Here is a 20,248-nt window from a genome sequence, read left to right on the forward strand (position 1 = left end):
GATGATTCCTATCTAGCAGCAGCGCCCGCCATTCTTGCCGCCATAGCGGGCATCTTGGCGTTCGCGGAAAAATGCTTCGTAGCTCATGGGGGATTGCTCGGGATGAGTCAACCGCATGTGCTGCACATAGTTGTCGTAATCGGGCACACCGACCATCAGCTTGGCGGCCTGCCCCAGATATTTGCCCGCCTTGGCGAGAGTATCAAACATAATGCCTCCAACAGGGCCCCGCCTTGGCGGGGCCCATACCGATTAATGGGCTCGCGTCGGCGCTGCGCCTGCGTCGAGGTGACTGGGCATCGGCTGATAAGGTGTCTCGTTAGCGGTCGGTTGCTCATGGCGTAACGCCTTGAGTGCGGTCTTCAGAGAGAACAGCGCCAGCACCACGACCACCACCATAAAGAACAGAGTGAGACCAGCATCGAGCCGGTTATTGAACACCAGTTGGGCCAATTGCGACTCGGTATACTGGGGCGGGATGGCGCCACTGTCGATCATTCCCTGAAATTTGTTAGCAATGGCGAGGAAACCCAGTTTCGGGTTATCGCTAAACACCTTCTGCCACCCTGCCGTCATGGTGCACAACAGTAACCAAGAGGTCGGTAACAACGCCACCCACGCGTACGCATGACGCTTCATCTTAAACAACACCACGGCACAGAGCATCAGCGCCATCCCAGCCAGCATCTGGTTGGCAATCCCAAATAGCGGCCACAGGGTATTGATGCCGCCGAGCGGATCGACCACCCCTTGGTGGAGGAAGTAACCCCACGCTAGCACGCACAGCGCCGTTGCCAACAAGTTAGCCGGCAGAGAGTCGGTGCGTTTGAGGGAGGGTGAGATGACCCCCAGCAGGTCTTGCAGCATAAAACGGGCAGCCCGAGTACCAGCATCCACCGCGGTGAGGATAAACAAGGCTTCAAACAAGATGGCGAAGTGATACCAGAAGGCTACGTTCATCAGCCCACCTAGGGCGCCGTGCAGGATGTAGGCCATCCCCACCGCCAAAGTCGGCGCCCCACCAGCACGGGCAATAATGCTCTGCTCGCCCACCTCGGTCGCGATGCGCGTCAAGGTCTCTGGGGTGATCTGGAAACCCCAGCCGCTCACCACTGCCGCGGCAGAGGCCACCACATCCGCAGTGCCTGCCGGCGCCAACACCGCTAACGGGCTGTTCATGGCAAAGTAGACACCCGGATCGATAACACAGGCCGCAACCAGCGCCATGATGGCGACAAAGGATTCCATCAACATGCCACCGTAGCCGATGAAGCAAGCCTGATCTTCATTGGCCAGCATCTTAGGCGTGGTGCCAGAAGAGATCAGGGCATGGAAACCAGACACCGCACCACAGGCGATAGTGATAAAGAGAAACGGGAAGAGATCCCCAGCCCAAACAGGACCAGTCCCATCAATAAACTGAGTCAGCGCAGGCATCTGCAAGGTCGGCTGGGTGACTAGGATCCCGATAGCAAGCCCAACAATAGTGCCGATTTTAAGGAAGGTAGAGAGGTAATCACGGGGAGCCAATAGCAACCACACTGGCAACACCGACGCGACAAAGCCATAACCCACCAGCATCCAGGTCAGCTGCACCCCATCGAAATCAAAATAAGGGGCCCACGTTGCACTCTCTGCCACCCAACCGCCGGAGACAATAGCAAACAGCAGCATCACCAGCCCGATGATCGACACTTCACCGATCCGCCCTGGCCGCAAATAACGGGTATAGATCCCCATAAACAGTGCCAGCGGAATGGTGAAGGCGACGGTGTAAGTGCCCCACGGACTGTGAGTCAGCGCCTTGACCACAATCATCGCCAATACCGCTAGGATGATGACCATGATAATGAACGTGGCGATCAACGCGATCACCCCAGCCACATTGCCCATCTCCGATTTAACCAACTCACCGATGGAGCGACCATCACGGCGAGTAGACACAAACAGCACCATGAAATCTTGCACGGCCCCAGCTAAAACCACGCCAGCCAGCAGCCAGAGCATCCCTGGCAGGTAGCCCATCTGGGCCGCAAGTACCGGTCCAACTAACGGACCCGCCCCGGCAATAGCGGCAAAATGGTGACCAAATAGCACTTTTTTATCGGTCGGCACATAGTCCAATCCATCGTTATGACGCACCGCAGGGGTCATGCGGGTGCCATCGACCCCCAATACCCGATGTGCGATAAACAGACCGTAATAGCGATATGCGATCAAATAGACACACACCGCCGCCACCACGATCCACAACGCATTGATTTGTTCGCCCCGATTGAGGGCAATGTAGCCAAGGGAGAAGGCGCCTATCAGCGCCATTAACCACCAGCCGAGATGTTTTCTCAGTTTGTCCATCATGTGTTCCGCCGTTTTTATACATATTTTAATAAAATCGGCTACATCTCTATAGCAATCAGCCTATTACGACAATGCTCACTACCAATAACCACGATCTGCCCCCTCACTTTTGCGCAAAATTGCCAAGTAGATCACGCTGTGATGGTTCAGATATCGCCGCTTGGCGCGATCGTTAATCGTTTACCCGAGATCAATTCTCATTAACTTTTTTAGCAAAATAATGAGATATGGCAGCATTTAGCACCAATTTTTCGCTTTTTAGCGACGATTTTTCTATCGCCTTGCCCCTCGATTCCTGCCCGCTGGATGATTGCGGTTAACAAAACGTTACTGCTATCATCCGCGCCGCTCAGCAACATTCCACCAACAGTAACGTTATCCAGCGGTAAGGGGCCTAGATGAACAAAAAGGAAGCAAGTTACTATCAACGGATCTGGCGCTGGCACTTCTATGCTGGCCTGTTTGTGGCACCGTTTTTGATCATGCTGTCGCTAACTGGGATCGTCTATCTGTTCAAACCCCAGCTCGACAACCTGATGTACTCAGCGTTAATGAAGGTTGAGCCCGTCCACCAGCCACTCAGTGCCGATCAGTTGCTGGCCGAGGCGATGATCGCCATGCCTCATGCCAGCCTGCGTAAATACCTGCCACCAGCCGCACCTGATGACAGCGCCCAATTCGTTGTCACCTATCATGGCGATGAGCTCACACTGTTTATGGACCCCGCCACCGGCACCCTGCTCGGCACCATGGACAACAAATGGAATCTGCAAGCGGTAGCCCGCTCCCTGCACGCCGAGTTGCTGCTCGGCACCACGGGGGATCGGCTGATCGAGCTGGCCGCAGGTTGGGGGCTGGTGTTGCTACTAAGCGGCCTCTACCTCTGGTGGCCACGCAAGGGGCCCGGGGTGGGCGGCATCCTCTGGCCCAGAGTGAACCAGCGCGGACGCCTCTGGTGGCGGGATCTGCACGCCGTTGTCGGCTTCTGGGGCGCCGCTTTTCTGCTGCTATTGTTGCTAAGCGGCATGACTTGGACCGGTTTCTGGGGCGATCAATTTGCCGCAGTCTGGAACCGCTTCCCCGTTGCCATGTGGAACGAGGTGCCCAAATCGGCACCGCTGGCCCGTAGCCTGAATCAGGCACACGAGCAGACCGTCCCCTGGGCGGTGGAGAACACCCCCATGCCCAGCTCGCAGCCGGTCGATGAGGGGCACGATCATGGTGCCATGAACCACGGCGAACATCAGGGAATGGTGATGGCAAGCCACCGTATTGCGCTGCAGCAGGTGGTCGAGATCGCCAATGAACGAGGCGTCCAACCGGGTTACAGCATCACCCCGCCGGTCGGCGACAGCGGTGTCTACACCATCGCCCTGTTTGCCGACGATCCACGCAACGACGCCACCTTGCATATCGATCAATACAGCGGCAAGGTGCTGGCCGATGTGCGCTGGCAGGATTATGGCCCGGTCGCCAAGACGGTGGAGAGCGGCGTCATGCTGCACATGGGCAAGCTCTACGGCTGGCCCCATCAGCTCGCCATGCTGATCATCTGCCTGATGGTGCTGGCCAGCGCCGTAAGCGGCTTGTGGATCTGGTGGCAACGCCGCCCACAGGGCAGACTCGCTGCACCACCATTGCCTGCCACTCGCCCCCCCATGGCGGGAGCGCTCACGGTCCTGATCCTACTTGGCATAGTGTTTCCCCTAGTGGGCCTCTCGATGGTGCTGATCGGGTTGGCTGATACCCTCTTTTTCTCCCGTCGAGCTGCCAACGTAGCGCACGCCCGCTAATAGTCAGTCTCATTCAGAGGACGCCTAGTGAGGCGTCCTCTGTCGTGTTATCCCTCCCGAACCTCAAACGCCAACTTCATCGTATCGCCTCAACCACGCTACGGCCGTATTGGTCACGATGGCCATTTCTTGAATATGGGTTATTTATCTAAGCCACCGTGCACCACTCAATGTGCAAACAGTCCTTAAACTGGCAGATTGCCCCCCTTTTCTTTATCATTCCCCATCATTTTCGAGTTTAAGATCCATCGCCATGGCAAAAGCCCTCTCTCTGATGCTTGCCCAGTTAAACCTGACGGTAGGCGCCATCGAAGAAAACTGTGACAAGGTATTGGCTGCGGCTACGCAGGCTGAGCAGCAAGGTGCCGACCTGCTGGTCTGCTCCGAACTGACGCTGACCGGCTATCCACCAGAAGATCTGCTGCTACGTGCCGATCTGATGATCCGAGTCGATGCCGCGCTGACTCGCATTGCCGCATGGCAAGGGAACTGCGCCATTCTGGTGGGTCACCCTTGGCGTGAAGCGGGTGCGCTCTACAACGCCGCCTCGCTCTATGAGCAAGGCAGGCTGATCGCCCGCTACTTCAAGCAGGATTTGCCCAACTACGGGGTATTTGATGAACAGCGTTACTTCAGCGCCGCGACAATGAGCTGCGTGGTGCCATTTCGTGGCCATCAGCTGGGGCTGCTCATCTGTGAAGACTTGTGGCAACCCGGCCCAGCGCTGGCCGCCAAGGCTGCGGGGGCTGAGCTACTGCTCACCCTCAACGCCTCCCCTTACGATCAACAAAAACCGTGCATTCGCCGCGAGTTACTGACCACCCGCTGCGATCAAACCGGTTTGCCACTGGTCTATCTCAATCAGGTAGGGGGCCAGGATGAGCTGATTTTTGATGGCTGCTCCAAGGTTTTCAACAGCCAAGGTGAACTGACCCATAAGCTGGCTCCATTTGCCGAAGAGCTAGGGTTGGTGCGCTTTGTCGATGGCCAACCGGTAAAAGAGCGTGAACCCGCGGCTCAACTCGAACCACTGGCGGAAACGTATCAGGCGCTGGTGCTGGCAGTGCGCGATTACGTCACCAAGAACGGTTTCCAAGGTGCCGTTCTGGGCCTCTCCGGCGGCATCGACTCGGCACTAACCCTCGCCATCGCGGCCGATGCCATCGGCGCCGACAAAGTGCAGGCAGTGATGATGCCATTTCGCTACACCGCTCAGATGAGCGTAGAAGATGCTAAAGAGCAGGCACAGCGAATGGGCGTGGAGTTCAACATCATCTCCATCGAGCCCATGTTCGAAGGCTTCATGGCCCAGCTGGCACCGCTGTTTGCAGGGACTGCCCGCGATACCACCGAAGAGAACCTGCAAGCCCGCTGCCGCGGAGTGCTGTTGATGGCACTGTCTAACAAACGTCGCCGCATCGTGCTAACGACGGGCAACAAGAGTGAGATGGCGGTGGGCTATGCCACCCTGTATGGTGACATGGCCGGTGGCTTTGATGTACTCAAAGATGTGCCCAAAACCTTAGTCTTCAAACTGTGTGAATACCGTAACTCGCTCGATTATGTGATCCCGCAGCGGGTGATCGACCGCCCTCCTTCGGCAGAGCTGGCCCCTGACCAAGTGGATCAGGACAGCCTCCCCCCCTACGACATCTTGGATGCCATCCTCAAGCGCTATGTCGAAGAGGATGCCTCGGTCGCGGAATTGGTGGCTGAAGGCTTTGAAGAGGTGGTAGTACGTAAGGTGATCCGACTGGTGGATCTCAATGAATATAAACGTCGTCAGGCAGCTGTCGGGCCCCGCATCACAGCCCGTAACTTTGGTAAGGATCGCCGCTACCCTATTACCTCTGGGTTCGGTAAACAGAACTGGTAAGGAGTCACCATGAAGAAAATTGAAGCCATCATCAAACCGTTCAAGTTGGACGATGTGCGCGAAGCACTCGCCGAGATCGGTATCAACGGTATGACGGTATCGGAAGTCAAAGGCTTTGGCCGCCAGAAGGGCCACACCGAACTCTATCGCGGTGCCGAGTACATGGTGGATTTCCTGCCCAAAGTGAAGCTGGAACTGGTGGTGCAGGACGAAGACCTTGACGCGTGTTTGGAGGCGATTCAGAACACCGCCCGCACCGGTAAGATCGGAGATGGCAAGATTTTCGTCTGTGAGGTAGAACGGGTCATCCGTATCCGTACCGGCGAAGAGAACGAAGACGCGATTTAACCGGATGCAACAACCTCGTCATCCCCCATTGCGGCGCGTTTTCACCTCCTGCGCGTGGCAACGCGCGGTCGTCGTATTGGTGCTACTACTGGGTATCACGGCTTGTAGTACCCGTCCCCCTGCGCAACCAGACAACCTGTGCCAGATCTTTCGCGAGAAGCCCGATTGGCACAAGGCGGCGCTCAAGATGAACGAGCAGTGGGGCACCCCAGTGCAAGTGGTGATGGCCATGATGTATCAGGAGTCCTCTTTTGTGCACGATGCCCAGCCACCGATGCAGTATTTTCTGTTCATCCCAACTGGGCGTGCCAGTTCAGCCTATGGCTATGCTCAGGTGAAAGATGAAACTTGGGCTGATTACCAACGTGAGACGGGCAATAGCTGGAGCGATCGCGACGACTTTGCCGACGCCATCGACTTCATGGGCTGGTACACTCATAAGGCTCAACGGCTCAACGGCACCTCTAAGTGGGATGCCTATGGCCAATATCTCAACTATCACGAAGGGTGGGGTGGCTATCGGCGCGGCTCTTACCGCAATAAGGGGTGGTTGATGAAGACCTCCCGTAAGGTAGAGGCTCGCGCCCAACGCTACGGCGCCCAGTATCGACAATGCAAGGATCAGCTCGCTCGTGGGGGCTGGTTCTGGTAACCCAATCAGGAGTCAGAAATGCCGTTATTGGACAGTTTTACCGTTGATCATACCCGTATGGCCGCACCGGCTGTGCGTATTGCAAAAACCATGCAGACTCCAAATAAAGACACTATTACCGTGTTTGACCTGCGTTTTTGTGTGCCGAATCAGGAGATCCTCTCCGAGCGCGGTATCCATACCCTAGAGCACCTGTTTGCCGGTTTTATGCGTGACCATCTGAACGGCAACGGGGTTGAGATCATCGACATCTCCCCGATGGGGTGCCGTACAGGTTTTTATATGAGTCTCATTGGCGCACCGGATGAAGCCCGCGTCGGTGCAGCTTGGCAGGCTGCCATGAGTGATGTGCTCGCCGTACAAGAACAGGGAAAAATTCCGGAACTTAACGAATATCAGTGCGGCACCTACAGCATGCATTCACTCGAAGAGGCCCACGCGATTGCCCGCTCAGTGTTAGATCGAGGGGTGGGCATCAACCACAACGATGAGCTGGCCTTACCGGCAGAAAAACTGCACAACCTATAATTGCAGCCACTGCGCAATAGCGTGGCATACCAAGCCACAATAACCACGCCGGTCGCGATAGACCGGCGTTTTATTAGCAGCAGCAAAACGGCCCCTGCTGGTCAACCGTGATCCTTATGCCAATTTTGGATACACTCGCCTCACCTTGGCCCCATTGGGCGGGCCAGCCACACCTCAGGTAGCAAGCGATGTATAAGCTGATTGCATTGGATATGGACGGCACCCTACTCGATCATCAGGGCCAGATTTCCCCCCGCACCCACGCCGCGATCCGCGCTGCCCGCGCCAAAGGCGTCACTGTTGTATTAGCCTCGGGCCGACCACTGGAGGGCATGACCCGTTATCTGGCCGAGCTTGACCTGATCAGCAGAGACGATTATGTCATTTGCTACAACGGTGCATTAGTGCAACAGGTTGCTGACCAACGCATCATTCGTAGCCAGTTACTGACCGGTGCAGATGCCAGTGCGCTCGCTCGCCTAGCCGATGAACTCGTCGTCAACGTCCACGGTTTCTCGGTCACGCAGGGCCTGATCAGCCCCCGTATCAGCCCATATACCGAACACGAATCACGCCTCATCGGGATGCCCATCAAACTCGTGGATTTTGCTACCTTGGCCGCTGATGAGCAGATCCTGAAGGTGATGATGATCGATGAGCCCAGCACGCTATCCCGCGCCATCTCGCTGTTACCAGCCGAGTTATATCAACGTTATACCGTGGTGCAGAGCGCACCATTTTTCCTTGAGTTCATGAATAAACAGAGCAATAAGGGGACCGGTGTTGCGGCACTTGCTGAGCACTTAGGGATCTGCGCTGCACAAGTGATTGCGGTGGGTGATGCAGGAAACGACCGCCATATGATCGAATATGCTGGGCTTGGGGTCGCAATGGGCAACGCGACCGATGAAATCAAGGCGCTGGCCCAGCACATCACGGCCCGCAATGATGAGGATGGGGTAGCCCAAGTGATCGAACAGTTTGTATTGAATGCCTGAGTGGCCTTGCTGGGATCAGCATAGAAAGAGGGAAGCGTGTGAGCTTCCCTCTTTCTTGTTTAGTACCGAGCAGACCTAACTCTGATCATGCTATGGCGGGTTTATTGCGTGGCGAGACACTGGGTATGGGCTCCCTGCTGCAAATAGGGCATTAGCAACGGCGCCATGCCTTTTAGCACCTGAACGGGTAATGCCGACGTGAAGCGGAACTTATCGGACTGACTACCCGGTACATAGGCGGTCAGGGTTCCAAAATGGTCGTCACCGAGATAGAAGACAAAGGTGGCTGTGCGGTTACGAGCAAGGGAACTCGTCACATTGCCATAACGGCCAACGGTCTCTATACGGTTATCCCCCGTTCCGGTTTTTCCGCCCATTTGAAGCACAGTGCCATCTGGCAAAGTGAAAATACCTGCCAGACGTCTCGCAGTTCCCCCTTCCACGACTTTAGATAGGGCATTGCGCAAGGCTGCCGCGACTTCGGCCGGCATAACCCGTGTGCCTTCGCTGCGTAGTGGCTCAAATTCGGTTTCAAAGGGTGTGCCTTTGGCAAACGAGAGCTGCTCAATACGTAGAGTGGGACTACGCACCCCGCCATTTTGAATAATCCCCATTAGCTCGGCCAGTGCTGCGGGGCGATCTCCTGAGCTTCCTAACGCCGTCGCTAAAGAGGGCACCAAGTGATCAAAGGGGTAACCGAGTCGGGCCCACCGTTGATGAATATCGAGGAACGCCTCGACCTCCAGCATGGTGCGGATCCGGTTGTCACGGGCACTGCGATGCCGCGTTTTGAATAACCAGCTGTAGACTTCTTGTCGCTCATCGCGGCTAGCGGCGACCGCATCGGCGAAGGTTGCCTTATCAAACTCTTTCAAGTAGGCGAGTAGCCATAATTCCAGTGGATGCACCCGAGCAATATAGCCTTGATCAGGCAGTGAATATTTACCAGGACCATAGCTGTCATAGAGCTGGCTTATCCGCTTACTGCTGAGGGTGTCCCGAGGCAAACGTTCGGCAAGAAACGCGGCAAACGTTGCTTCATCTGCATCAGGCATGAGGTAGCGATGCACGGCAGCAAGCCTGACTGCAGTGGGTTTTAGCCCATCAAAAAACGTATCGAGCTGCTCTTCGGCTGTCTTGCCCTGATATTTACGCCAAAAACGCAGTAAGTAAGTTTGCCCCTCTTTGTCTGCAAACTTGGCTAGGTACTCCTTGCGGCGCGGGTCTTTATCATCTTTGAGCAGCTGGGCGCGATTCCCCTCTTTGTACAGGCTATAGCGGACGATATCGCGCATCAGCCGAACAAAGGGCAGGTTGATTGACTCACGTAGTGAGTCTCTTAGCGTCGGCACGCGGCCATTATCCTCTCTTCGAAAGTTATTAAAGGTGTGCATGCCGCCACCGGTGAAGAAGGCCTCACCGGGGCTGGCCGAATACTGGCGATCGAGTGCAGCCTCTAGCATCAGTGGCAAGCTCTTATCACCGCTCCTCATCAAGTAGGCGATAGCCCATGAAGTTAAGTTGTCCTGAGCCGCAGCCGCCATTTGGCGGAGTTTTTCAATCGGCATCAGGGCGTATCGATCATGCAGCTCCGCAACTATTTCCAGATAGGTGGTCAACACCCGCAGCTTAGCGGTGGAGCCCAACTCCAATTTAGAACCTTCATTGATATCGAAAGGTTGGTCGGTATTATCCGTCTGCACTCGGACTTTGAAACCAGTCGGTGATTTTTCGAAAAGCGTGAAACTGTAACGAACGTCAGCCGTCTTTTCTGGCGACAATAAGCGCTCACCAAATAACCCAACCTGAGCGGCAAATGTCGGATCTGCTAGCTGCTGTAAGTAGCGTGAGATCTCGTTTTGCAGTGGCATATTAAGACTAGTGTTAGCGGTCAAATCCATCCGATCCAAGTCATATAGTTGGATACCCAATTGCCTGCTAAGACGGGTGCGGGCGACCTGTAATCCTTTGTTATTATTTACTTTAGTGATGGCGGGTGACTGTAGAAAATCACGGAAGTTGATTTTAGCCTTAAGGGCCGCTTCCATCAGGTGTGGGGTGATCATCCCCTCCTGCACAAATAGCCGTAGATAGCTATCAGTTAAGGTTGCCAGCGCATCACGGCCTTGTGCCAAATAGTATGAGGGGCGACGGTGCGCAATCATCAGCGAAACGACTTGCCGTAATGCCAAACCCTGCTCGGCAAGAGGAGTGCTTAGATTCCGGGCCGGATCTAACAGGCGATTAACCTCATCGAAATTCGCGCCAAACCAAACCCACAGGCCATCACCTAAACCATGCACTTCACCGTATCCGGGCGCAGCTGAAAGCGGCACTGAGTTGAGGTACGCCCACGCAACTAGCTTACGTGCGGCTAACGTTTCAGGGCCAAGTCGGTAGGCTCGCACACTGGCTGACGCCATTTGGCGAATTTTTTCCGTCGGAGAGAGCGTTAACCCATCGGGAGAGTGACGATACTTTTCAACCTGTGTAGCCAAGGTGCTACCACCAGCAGATTGATCTTGCATATCCAATGCTTTGCCAACTTGTGACAATGCCGCTTTGGCAAAGCGGGGCCAGTCGACCGCAGGATTAGCAAGGGGCTCTTCATTACTGAGCAAATCACGGTTCTCAATGAATAACAGTGATTGCATCACTAATGGGGGAATAGCGCTGAAATCAGGGTAGTAGTGGGTCGGGTATTTAAATTGATAGAAAGGCTCTGCACGGCAGTCATGTAGGGTAAGACCCGCTTGCACTTTTTCGGTATAAGGCACGAAGAACCCACGGCGGGCATAATCATAAAGCTCATCCGAGAAATGGGCTTGTTGACTGATTTGGTAGCCTCGTTGTAATAGGCGCTCCTGCATCATTGGCAGCTGCACATAGCCAAGCCGCTTATCGAAAGGGCCATCATCAGGGAAGGTGATCTGTTTACTAGGCCCAGTTTCCACCTGATAAGTCAGCTTGGCAGCATAGCGTGAAATTTCCCGCGACTGCAGGGTCGAGGTTTTCATCTCGTAGCCAACCAAGGCAATAACCGCCGCCAAACATAATAAAAAGAGAAAACAGAATAGCCAGCGCCACCAAGATCTACGCTTGCGCTGATGGTTTCCGTCCTTGGTCTGGACAGGCAAATCTTGAGGTGCCACTTGTGTCAAATCCATCTGTTTTGATGCGCCCATACAGACCCCGCCATGGTTGCGCAATTTATTGTATTTAATCCAAGCTTAGTCGTTTCAAGTCAATAGCTTGAAACAATTGACGGCTTTATAGAGATGGTAACAGGGCGATCTTAAAAAAGGGAGGCGATTATTTCGAGAATGTTAGATTTTAAGGGGGCAGGGTTGGCAAATGATATGTTAGGCGATCAGGTTTAACTGAGGGACATCTATCGATTGGGCCTTCTGTTGATAGCGGGTCGAGATAGCCGTATTACGTAACTGCATGTATGCACTAATCATCCCCTCATTCATCACATTAGATGCCGTAGATTGCTGATCGTCAGAGGAGGGGGGCTGACCCATGCTGGCGGTTAGATTTCGCTCGGTTCCAGACTCTAATGTTGCATCCTGAAATAGCGCCCCAGAGGCCGCAGTCACTAGAACCGCGTTGTCCGATAAAACAGGGTCAGCTGCTTGCGCCGCTAAGCCATCACTGTATATGCCGTCTTGTCGCTGGGATAGCGCACGAGGATTAAAAGAATATTGCTCATTATCCGGCCCCCACGATGACTGACGTGACCTTCCGTGTTTTTTAGATTGCCCCTGCTGATTTGACTCTTGTTGCTTCTTGCGCTGCTTATCTTTTTCTGCACTATCAACTAACGAGGAATGGCTCTTACTCGATGCTTGAGCATGGGGAGCCATAAATAACCATTCGCTAGCTCTTGGCCTATCTTGTTGCGCTCCGATTTGTGATTCCCCGCTGCTCGACTGCCCTTGGCTAGGTTGTGGGATTAACTCAGCTTGTTTATTCTCACGCCTCGCCGCCTCTACCTGCGGATGAAGCTGATTGGGGATCAGTGGGGGGAGCGTAACGTTGATGCTCATTTCAGACCCGAATATCGATCAGTGTTCCCATCATATCACCGGCTGTTTGTATTACCTTGGCGGCTGCGCCGGACTGTATCTCCGCCACCTTCAAGTTAACCAACTCATCGGTCACTTGCACCTTGCTGCCATTCGATGTGCCAAGTTGAGCTATCTGGTTGGATGCACTATCCGCCATATTCTCCGCACGTTGAAAACCCTGCACACCAGCGTTAAAGGCAGAATCAATACGCATGATATTACTCCTCTTAAGACTGTCTAATTATCCATCAGTCCAACGCATTTATGAAGCAAAAAGGTTATTTTTCAACCAATAAAATGCTTAATCATTTCAATTATTTTGTCAGGATGTGAGATAAAAGGTGCATGTGAGGCCTTACTCAAAGTCTCACTGTGGCTAGAAGGATAGAGCGCATCAAGTTGCGGAATCACCGCTTTAGGCACCAGCGAATCCAATCGACCATAGATCCGTAGCCAAGGCTGGGGGAGAGTTCGTAGCGCATCACGCTGATCAACTTCAGCCAGTAGGCGCAGTCCAGCCTCTAATGCGGCGATTTGAGGTGCGGGGCGCATAGCCAGCATGTGACGTAACTGCCGAATATCATCGCGAGCATGTTCGCTACCCATCGCTTGGATAGCCAAAAAGCGCTCAATTGTTTGCTGAAAATCCCCCTTCAGCATCTCACTGAACCCAACCAATACCTTGGGCGCTATCCCTGGCCATAGTTCACGAGCCATAAAACAAGGGGAACTGGCGATGGTGATGAGCGATGTAACCCGCTCAGGTTGATGCAATGCCAGCTGGCTAGCTACCAGCCCACCGAGCGACCACCCAAGCAAATGCGATTGTTCAGGCATCACCGCCATGACCTGCTGTGCTAACCAAGGCAGGGTATAACTGACATCCTCTGGTAATGAACTATCGCCAAACCCCGGCAAATCAATGAGATGCAGTCTATAACTAGCCGCTAACGTGGGGGCGATACCGTGCCACACTGCGCTATTCATCCCCCACCCATGTAACAAAACTAAGTCAGGACCTTGGCCCAATCGCTCTACCGCTACTCTCATCTAGACTGAAGATCCGCTGTTCACTTTATGGAAATCAGCATGTTAAAGCGGTTACTCGGCAAAGCAAGTTTGATCCTAGGAAGCCGCGCTGATTGGCAAGGTAGCTGTTTACTCTGTCAGCAAGCCTGTGACGCCAAGCCGCTATTGTGCCATTGGTGCCAGCAGGCGTTACACCAATCCCAGCACAGATGCAGACTCTGTGCTGTGCCACTGCCAGAACAAGAGCAACAGTCGGTGTGTGGCGCCTGCCAGCGGAAAACGCCTCCTTGGCAACGCTTACAGGTGATCGGCGATTACCAACAGCCTTATACCGTGCTGATCCCCCAGTTAAAATACGCAGGTCAAGTGTTACTAGCTCCGCTGCTTGCCCAATTGCTGGCGGATCACTTGGATAAGGATGATATACCTGAAGCGATTATTCCGGTGCCACTACATTGGTGGCGTCAGTGGCGCCGTGGTTTCAATCAAGCACAAGCCTTAGCGCAAGCGTTGAGCGATATTATCGGCGTTCCCTGTGATAACCAGTTACTCCGTCGAATCAGAGCGACGCCGCAACAAACGCAGCTTAACGCAGGCCAACGACGAAAAAATCTCCGGGGAGCGTTTCAAATCAAGCCTAATCATTACCAACACGTCGCCTTGCTCGACGATGTGGTGACCACTGGAGCCACCGCAGGTCAACTCAGCCGCTTACTTCACCAGAGCGGCATCGCCAAGGTACAAGTGTGGGCGGTATGTCGCACACAGGCACGTACTAAGTAACCGCCGGCGCGCTACCCAATAAGCAATAACCGCGTTATCATAAATACCCTAGTCGTACACTCAGGTTTATGAGGATAGTGATGATCAGCATTTCCGACGCCGCCCAAGCCCATTTCCGTAAACTGCTGGAAAAACAGCCTGATGGCACCAACATCCGGGTGTTTGTGGTCAATCCGGGAACCCAGAATGCCGAGTGCGGCGTATCATATTGCCCACCCGATGCGGTCGATCCGGAAGATCAACACCTGCCTTTCAGTGGCTTCGATTGTCTGGTTGATCCGCTCAGTGCGCCTTTTCTGATCGATGCCACCATCGATTTCGTTACCGACCAGATGGGGTCCCAGCTCACTCTGAAAGCGCCAAACGCCAAAATGCGCAAAGTCGCAGACGATGCACCGCTGATCGATCGTATCGAGTACGTGTTGATGTCCGAAGTGAACCCCATGCTGGCCGGTCACGGTGGCAAGGTCACTTTGGTCGAGCTAACCGACGACAAGCTCGCAATTTTACAATTTGGCGGTGGCTGTAATGGTTGCTCAATGGTCGATTACACCCTGAAAGAGGGGATTGAGAAGCAGCTGCTGGAGAAATTCCCAGGCGAGCTCAACGGCGTGAAAGACGCTACCGAGCACCAGCGCGGCGACCACTCCTACTACTGATTGGTTGCTATTGCAGCAAAGAAAAGGCCCCGCCATCTGGCGGGGCCTTTTGCATGGGCAATCGGTCGATTACTCGTCCTTCTTGTCTCGCGACAGCAGGGTGATGGCCGCTTCTTTTGGGTTCTTCCCCTCGTACAGCACCTTGAAGATCTGCTCGCAGATGGGCATCTCGACACCGTAGCGGGCCGCCAGCAGATGCACCTCTTTGGTGTTGCGATACCCCTCCACCACTTGACCTATCTCGGTCATGGCGGTGTTCACATTCTTACCTGCGCCCAGCGCGAGCCCAAAACGACGGTTACGCGACTGATTGTCGGTACAGGTGAGCACCAGATCCCCAAGCCCCGCCATCCCCATAAAGGTTTTGGCATCGGCACCAAGGGCGGCCCCCAGACGCTGCATCTCCACCAGACCCCGAGTGATCAGCGCGGTTCTGGCGTTGGCGCCAAAGCCGAGCCCATCGGAGAGACCGGCACCAATGGCGATGACGTTCTTCACTGCACCGCCCAGCTGCAGGCCGACGAAATCCGGATTGGTATAGACCCGGAACGAGCGGCCGCAGTGCAGCAGATGGGAGAGATCGTCGGCAAACTGGTCGTGGGTGGAAGCTACCGAGATGGCGGTCGGCAGACCGGCAGCCAGTTCCTTGGCAAAAGTGGGGCCGGAGATCACCGCCAGCGGCATCTCGTCACCCAGCACTTCACGGGCCACATCCTGCAGCAGACGACCACTGTCCGGCTCCAGACCCTTGGTCGCCCAGGCGATACGGGTATCGGGGCGCAGGAAAGGCTTGATCCGAGTCAGCACATCGCCAAATACATGGCTCGGCACGACCAGCAGCAGCACGGGGGCAGCTTGTACCGCCCGTTGCAGATCCGCAGTCAGCTGCAGATCGGCAGGAAAAGGGACATCAGGCAAAAATGCCTTGTTGCAACGATCTTGTTCCAGCTCGGCAACATGGGTGGGGTCGTGACCCCACAGCAGGGTCGGATGACCGTTGCGCGCCAGAGAAATGGCAAGAGCGGAGCCATAAGACCCCGCCCCCAAGACCGAGATAGCGATCTGATCAGCCATTATCAGGCGTCCGCAGTCGCCTGCTGGGCCTGTGCTTGCGCCATGTGCTGGGCAAACAGGGCATCGAAGTTGACCGGTGCTAGGTTTAGCTGTGGGAACGAACCTTTGCTCACCATGCTGGCCACGGCTTCGCGGGCATACGGGAACAGGATGTTCGGGCAGAAGGCAGCCAAGCAGTGAGCCAGTTGCGGCTCCGGCAGGTTACCGATCGTGAAGATACCGGCTTGCTGTACTTCACACAGGAAGGCGGTTTCGGTTTCCAGTTTGCAAGTCACGGTTAGGGTCAGCACCACTTCATAAACACTGTCCGCCAACACATTGGTCTTGGTGTCCATGTCCAGTTTAATGTCTGGTTGCCACTCTTTCTGAAAAACGTGCGGGGTATTAGGCGCTTCGAAAGAGACATCTTTGGTATAAACACGCTGGATATGAAACTCTGGTTGTACGTCTTGGTTGTTGATTTCGTCAGCCATTTCTTTGATTCCTTTAATTAAAAAAGTATGTGGGCGCAGGCCCTTCATCAGCGCTTTTTGGTCACCGGCAGATTATCTGCACGCCATTGGGCCATGCCGCCACTGAGGGTATAAACCTGTTTGAAACCGGCTTTACTCAGGTGGCGACCCGCTCCACCAGCCGTCATCCCCGACTCGCATACCACTATGATGGGGGCGTCTTTGTGCTTTTCAACTGTGCCCAGATTATTGCTCTGGATCTGGGTAAACGGCAGATGCTGAGCGCCGGCCAGATGACCTTTGGCGTACTCTTCCTGACTGCGAATATCCAGCACGACGGCACTTTCACGGTTAATCAACAGGGTTGCTGCGTGGTTATTTACCGACTTCACCGGAGACAAACGTGCACGTACTGTGGTGTAAATGAGGGCACCCGCCAAACCAAACCAAGCAGCGCTAAGCAGCGGGTTACGCGCCGCAAAATCGATATATTCTTGCATTTTCGTCAATAATCCAGAGATCGAAAGAGGGGCAGAGTATACATGGGGGGGGTAAGAAAATCAGCCATCTTGGCGGTAAAGCGCGAACGGGATCGCAGCAAATCGAGAAAATGCACACACCGTCGCAACCTGTTCTGTGGTTGCTAAAAATTGCCCCTCACGGACTGACACAAACAAGGCGATCAGGTGACTATTACGACAGATGTAGTAATATTACGCGAGTTTCGCTTCCCGCATTCTTCCACTCCAAGAGGACATAGCCTTATGTCAACAGCTAAAAAACCGTTGGTTCTGGTGATCATGGACGGTTGGGGCTACAGCACCAAGCAAGAGCACAACGCCGTCGCTGCCGCCAAGACTCCCAATCTCGATCGTCTGGCCCGTGACTACACCAGCACCCTGATCTCAGGCTCCGGCTTAGACGTCGGTCTGCCGGATGGTCAGATGGGTAACTCCGAAGTGGGCCACGTCAACATCGGTGCTGGTCGCATCGTCTATCAGGAGCTGACTCGCATCTCCAAAGACATCCAGGATGGCGAATTCTTCCAGAACGTCGAGCTGGCCAAGGCTGTTGACGCTGCTGTGAGCAACGGCAAAGCCGTTCACATCATGGGCCTGATGTCCCCGGGTGGCGTCCACAGCCACGAAGAGCACATCATGGGCATGATCGAAATGGCCGCCAAGCGTGGTGCCGAGAAGATCTACCTGCACGCCTTCCTAGATGGCCGTGACGTGCCGCCGCGCTCCGCTCAATCCTCTATCGAGCTGTTCGATGCCCTGTTCGCCAAGCTGGGCAAGGGTCGTTTCGCCTCCATGATCGGCCGTTACTTCGCCATGGACCGTGACAACCGCTGGGATCGCGTGCAGCAAGCCTATGACCTGATGACTCAGGGCAAGGGCGAGTTCACCGCCAACAGCGCCAGCGAAGCACTGGCTGCCGCCTATGCCCGCGAGGAGAATGACGAGTTCGTTAAGGCCACCCGTATCGGCGAAGCGGCCCCAATGGTTGATGGCGATGCGCTGATTTTCATGAACTTCCGTGCTGACCGTGCCCGTGAAATCACCCGCGCCTTCGTTGACACCGACTTCACCGGCTTCGCTCGTGCAGTTGAGCCTAAGCTGAACTTCGTGATGCTGACCGAATACGCGGCCGACATCAAAACTGCCTGTGCCTACCCGCCGACCGCTCTGGTCAACACCCTGGGTGAGTGGCTGGCCAAGCAGGGCAAGACCCAGCTGCGCATCTCCGAAACCGAGAAGTACGCGCACGTCACCTTCTTCTTCAACGGCGGCGAAGAGTCCTGCTTCACCGGCGAAGATCGCGAGATCGTGGCCAGCCCGAAAGTGGCGACCTATGACTTGCAGCCGGAAATGAGCTCCGAAGAGCTGACCGACAAGCTGGTTGCAGCCATCAAGAGCGGCAAGTACGACGTCATCATCTGTAACTACCCGAATGGCGACATGGTTGGTCACACCGGTGTGTTCGATGCTGCCGTCAAAGCCTGTGAAGCGGTTGACCACTGCATCGGTCAGGTCACCGATGCGCTGCGCGACGTGGGTGGCGAGTGTCTGATCACTGCCGACCACGGCAACGCCGAGAAGATGCTGGACGAAGAGACTGGTCAGGCCCACACCGCCCACACCAATCTGCCAGTGCCCCTCATCTATGTCGGTCGTAAAGCCAAGGTAGTTGACGGTGGCAAACTGTCCGATCTGGCCCCCACTATGTTGACCCTGATGGGTCTGCCGGTGCCGCCGGAAATGACTGGTAAGCCCCTGATGATTCTGAAATAATTCTGCCCCATGCGGGGATGCGAAGTTATTTCACACAAAACCAGTCGCGTCGGCCTGTTGGCCGGCGCGCTGTTTTTTTGCCTGTCATTTACTGCCACACCAGTCGTTGCTGCCAATCAGCAACTGGGCGCCATGCAATCCCAGATCAAAGAGCAACAGCAGACCATCAAACTCAGCAAGCAGGAGTTGGCCAAGCTCAATGCTCAACTCAAAACGGACGAACAAGCAATTTCTGCCGCCGCCGCTAAACTCCAGCAAACCAAGCAGCAGTTCAAGCAAAACCAGCAGACGCTGGCGACCTTGCAACAAGACAAGCTGACGCTGGAACAACAAGCTAGCCATCAGAAGCAGTTGCTAGCCAAGCAGGCCGAGAGCGCCTTTCAAACCGGCCACCATGACTACCTCAAGCTACTGCTCAATCAGCAAGATCCGGCCAAGCTGAGCCGCGCTCTTGATTACTACGACTACCTTAACAAGGCGCGCATAGCAGCCATTGAGACGATGCGGGCAACCCGTCATAAACTCACCCAGAACCAGCAAGCCACCAAAAAAGCCGAAGATGAGTTGCAGACACTGCTGACTGAGCAACAAGCACAACACCAAACGTTACTCGCAAGCCAGCAGAGCAGAACCAAGGTGCGCAGTCTGTTGCAGCTGTCGGTACAAAATGACGAACAAAAATTGACCCTGCTGGTCAAAGCAGAGCAAGCGTTAAAAGCCAGACTGGAGGAGCTGCGCCGCCAACGGGAAGAACAAGAGCGCCGCGAGCGGGCGCGACTGGCCAAGCTTAAAGCCGAGCAAGCACGACAGCAGCAATTGGCCCAGCGCCGAGCGGAACAGCAGCGCCAACAGCAGGCAAACCAATCAGAAGGTTCACGCAGCCAATCCGATCGCGACGCAACGACGACTACTGGTCGTTATCGGGGGTTGAAGACCACGAGCAACCTCCGCTGGCCAGTGCAGGGACCGATCTTGATCGCCTACGGTTCGCCACGCACGGCTCAGCTCAAATGGAAAGGCACCCTGATTGGCGCCAGCGAAGGGGCGCAAGTCAAGGCGGTGGCTCCAGGACAAATTGTGTATGCGGACTGGCTAGATGGTTTTGGTATGTTGCTGGTGATCGATCATGGCCGTGGTTATATGAGCCTCTATGGCCATAACCAGTCACTGCTACGCCAAGTTGGCCAAAACGTAGAACAAGGAGAACCGGTTGCCTTAGTGGGTGACTCGGGTGGCCAAGATAAGCCGGGCCTCTATTTCGAAATTCGCTACCAAGGCGAAGCTATCAACCCGAGTCAATGGTTAGCAAAACGCTAATTGCAATTACCTCT

At 54.9% G+C, this 20,248-nt stretch carries 19 protein-coding genes; 10 read left to right on the forward strand and 9 right to left on the reverse strand.

Going from position 1 to position 20,248, the window contains the following annotated elements; all coding sequences use genetic code 11:
- Positions 1-12: 12 nt before the first annotated feature.
- Both CUC53_RS10710 and cstA read right to left on the reverse strand, forming a co-directional pair.
- A complete protein-coding gene (locus CUC53_RS10710) occupies positions 13-210 on the reverse strand; it encodes a YbdD/YjiX family protein (protein ID WP_100294156.1) in 198 nt (65 codons plus the stop codon).
- Between the two features lie 42 nt (positions 211-252).
- On the reverse strand, positions 253-2,355 hold the full coding sequence (gene cstA, locus CUC53_RS10715) for a pyruvate/proton symporter CstA (protein ID WP_100294179.1): 2,103 nt from the start codon (positions 2,353-2,355) through the stop codon (positions 253-255).
- Between the two features lie 401 nt (positions 2,356-2,756).
- On the opposite strand from cstA, the gene CUC53_RS10720 reads away from it, so the two are divergent.
- The 6 genes from CUC53_RS10720 (at position 2,757) to yidA (ending at position 8,553) form a co-directional block, all read left to right on the forward strand.
- The gene (locus tag CUC53_RS10720; protein ID WP_100294157.1) at positions 2,757-4,151 is read left to right on the forward strand and encodes a PepSY-associated TM helix domain-containing protein; all 1,395 of its coding nucleotides are present in this window, start codon (positions 2,757-2,759) and stop codon (positions 4,149-4,151) included.
- A gap of 253 nt (positions 4,152-4,404) precedes the next feature.
- Positions 4,405-6,027 (forward strand): NAD+ synthase, encoded by a 1,623-nt coding sequence (locus CUC53_RS10725; protein WP_100294158.1) that lies wholly within the window; start codon positions 4,405-4,407, stop codon positions 6,025-6,027.
- A 9-nt stretch (positions 6,028-6,036) separates the two neighbouring features.
- A complete protein-coding gene (gene glnB / locus CUC53_RS10730) occupies positions 6,037-6,375 on the forward strand; it encodes a nitrogen regulatory protein P-II (protein ID WP_100294159.1) in 339 nt (112 codons plus the stop codon).
- Positions 6,376-6,379: 4 nt separating this feature from the next.
- Positions 6,380-7,027: a transglycosylase SLT domain-containing protein gene (locus CUC53_RS10735; RefSeq protein WP_236757906.1), complete on the forward strand. Its 648-nt coding sequence runs from the start codon at positions 6,380-6,382 to the stop codon at positions 7,025-7,027.
- An 18-nt stretch (positions 7,028-7,045) separates the two neighbouring features.
- Positions 7,046-7,555: an S-ribosylhomocysteine lyase gene (gene luxS, locus CUC53_RS10740; RefSeq protein ID WP_100294160.1), complete on the forward strand. Its 510-nt coding sequence runs from the start codon at positions 7,046-7,048 to the stop codon at positions 7,553-7,555.
- A gap of 188 nt (positions 7,556-7,743) precedes the next feature.
- Positions 7,744-8,553, forward strand: coding sequence for a sugar-phosphatase (gene yidA, locus CUC53_RS10745; RefSeq protein ID WP_100294161.1), 810 nt, complete (start codon positions 7,744-7,746; stop codon positions 8,551-8,553).
- Positions 8,554-8,654: 101 nt separating this feature from the next.
- Here yidA and CUC53_RS10750 read toward each other — a convergent pair whose 3' ends face one another.
- The 4 genes from CUC53_RS10750 to bioH form a co-directional block, all read right to left on the reverse strand.
- Positions 8,655-11,738, reverse strand: a complete 3,084-nt coding sequence (locus tag CUC53_RS10750; RefSeq protein WP_100294162.1) for a transglycosylase domain-containing protein — start codon at positions 11,736-11,738, stop codon at positions 8,655-8,657.
- A gap of 177 nt (positions 11,739-11,915) precedes the next feature.
- Complete coding sequence (locus CUC53_RS10755) at positions 11,916-12,605, reverse strand: hypothetical protein (RefSeq protein WP_100294163.1); 690 nt, start codon at positions 12,603-12,605, stop codon at positions 11,916-11,918.
- Position 12,606: 1 nt separating this feature from the next.
- Entirely contained in the window at positions 12,607-12,840 is a 234-nt protein-coding gene (locus tag CUC53_RS10760; protein WP_100294164.1) for a flagellar basal body rod C-terminal domain-containing protein, read from the reverse strand.
- Between the two features lie 71 nt (positions 12,841-12,911).
- A complete protein-coding gene (gene bioH / locus CUC53_RS10765) occupies positions 12,912-13,676 on the reverse strand; it encodes a pimeloyl-ACP methyl ester esterase BioH (RefSeq protein ID WP_100294165.1) in 765 nt (254 codons plus the stop codon).
- A 39-nt stretch (positions 13,677-13,715) separates the two neighbouring features.
- On the opposite strand from bioH, the gene CUC53_RS10770 reads away from it, so the two are divergent.
- A complete protein-coding gene (locus tag CUC53_RS10770; protein WP_100294166.1) occupies positions 13,716-14,438 on the forward strand; it encodes an amidophosphoribosyltransferase in 723 nt (240 codons plus the stop codon).
- A gap of 80 nt (positions 14,439-14,518) precedes the next feature.
- A complete protein-coding gene (nfuA, locus tag CUC53_RS10775; RefSeq protein ID WP_100294167.1) occupies positions 14,519-15,097 on the forward strand; it encodes a Fe-S biogenesis protein NfuA in 579 nt (192 codons plus the stop codon).
- Between the two features lie 69 nt (positions 15,098-15,166).
- Here nfuA and gpsA read toward each other — a convergent pair whose 3' ends face one another.
- From gpsA to CUC53_RS10790, 3 genes are read right to left on the reverse strand one after another with little or no spacing between them, the layout of a single operon-like run.
- On the reverse strand, positions 15,167-16,171 hold the full coding sequence (gpsA, locus tag CUC53_RS10780; RefSeq protein WP_100294168.1) for an NAD(P)H-dependent glycerol-3-phosphate dehydrogenase: 1,005 nt from the start codon (positions 16,169-16,171) through the stop codon (positions 15,167-15,169).
- Positions 16,172-16,173: 2 nt separating this feature from the next.
- Complete coding sequence (gene secB, locus CUC53_RS10785) at positions 16,174-16,644, reverse strand: protein-export chaperone SecB (RefSeq protein WP_100294169.1); 471 nt, start codon at positions 16,642-16,644, stop codon at positions 16,174-16,176.
- Between the two features lie 47 nt (positions 16,645-16,691).
- Positions 16,692-17,123, reverse strand: coding sequence for a rhodanese-like domain-containing protein (locus tag CUC53_RS10790; protein WP_100294170.1), 432 nt, complete (start codon positions 17,121-17,123; stop codon positions 16,692-16,694).
- A 264-nt stretch (positions 17,124-17,387) separates the two neighbouring features.
- On the opposite strand from CUC53_RS10790, the gene gpmM reads away from it, so the two are divergent.
- Together gpmM and envC are read left to right on the forward strand one after the other, a co-directional pair.
- Positions 17,388-18,917, forward strand: coding sequence for a 2,3-bisphosphoglycerate-independent phosphoglycerate mutase (gene gpmM, locus CUC53_RS10795; RefSeq protein WP_100294171.1), 1,530 nt, complete (start codon positions 17,388-17,390; stop codon positions 18,915-18,917).
- Between the two features lie 9 nt (positions 18,918-18,926).
- Positions 18,927-20,234, forward strand: coding sequence for a murein hydrolase activator EnvC (gene envC / locus CUC53_RS10800; protein ID WP_100294172.1), 1,308 nt, complete (start codon positions 18,927-18,929; stop codon positions 20,232-20,234).
- The last annotated feature ends 14 nt before the right edge of the window (positions 20,235-20,248 follow it).

This window comes from Aeromonas cavernicola (assembly GCF_002795305.1).
Classification (GTDB): Bacteria; Pseudomonadota; Gammaproteobacteria; order Enterobacterales; family Aeromonadaceae; genus Aeromonas; species Aeromonas cavernicola.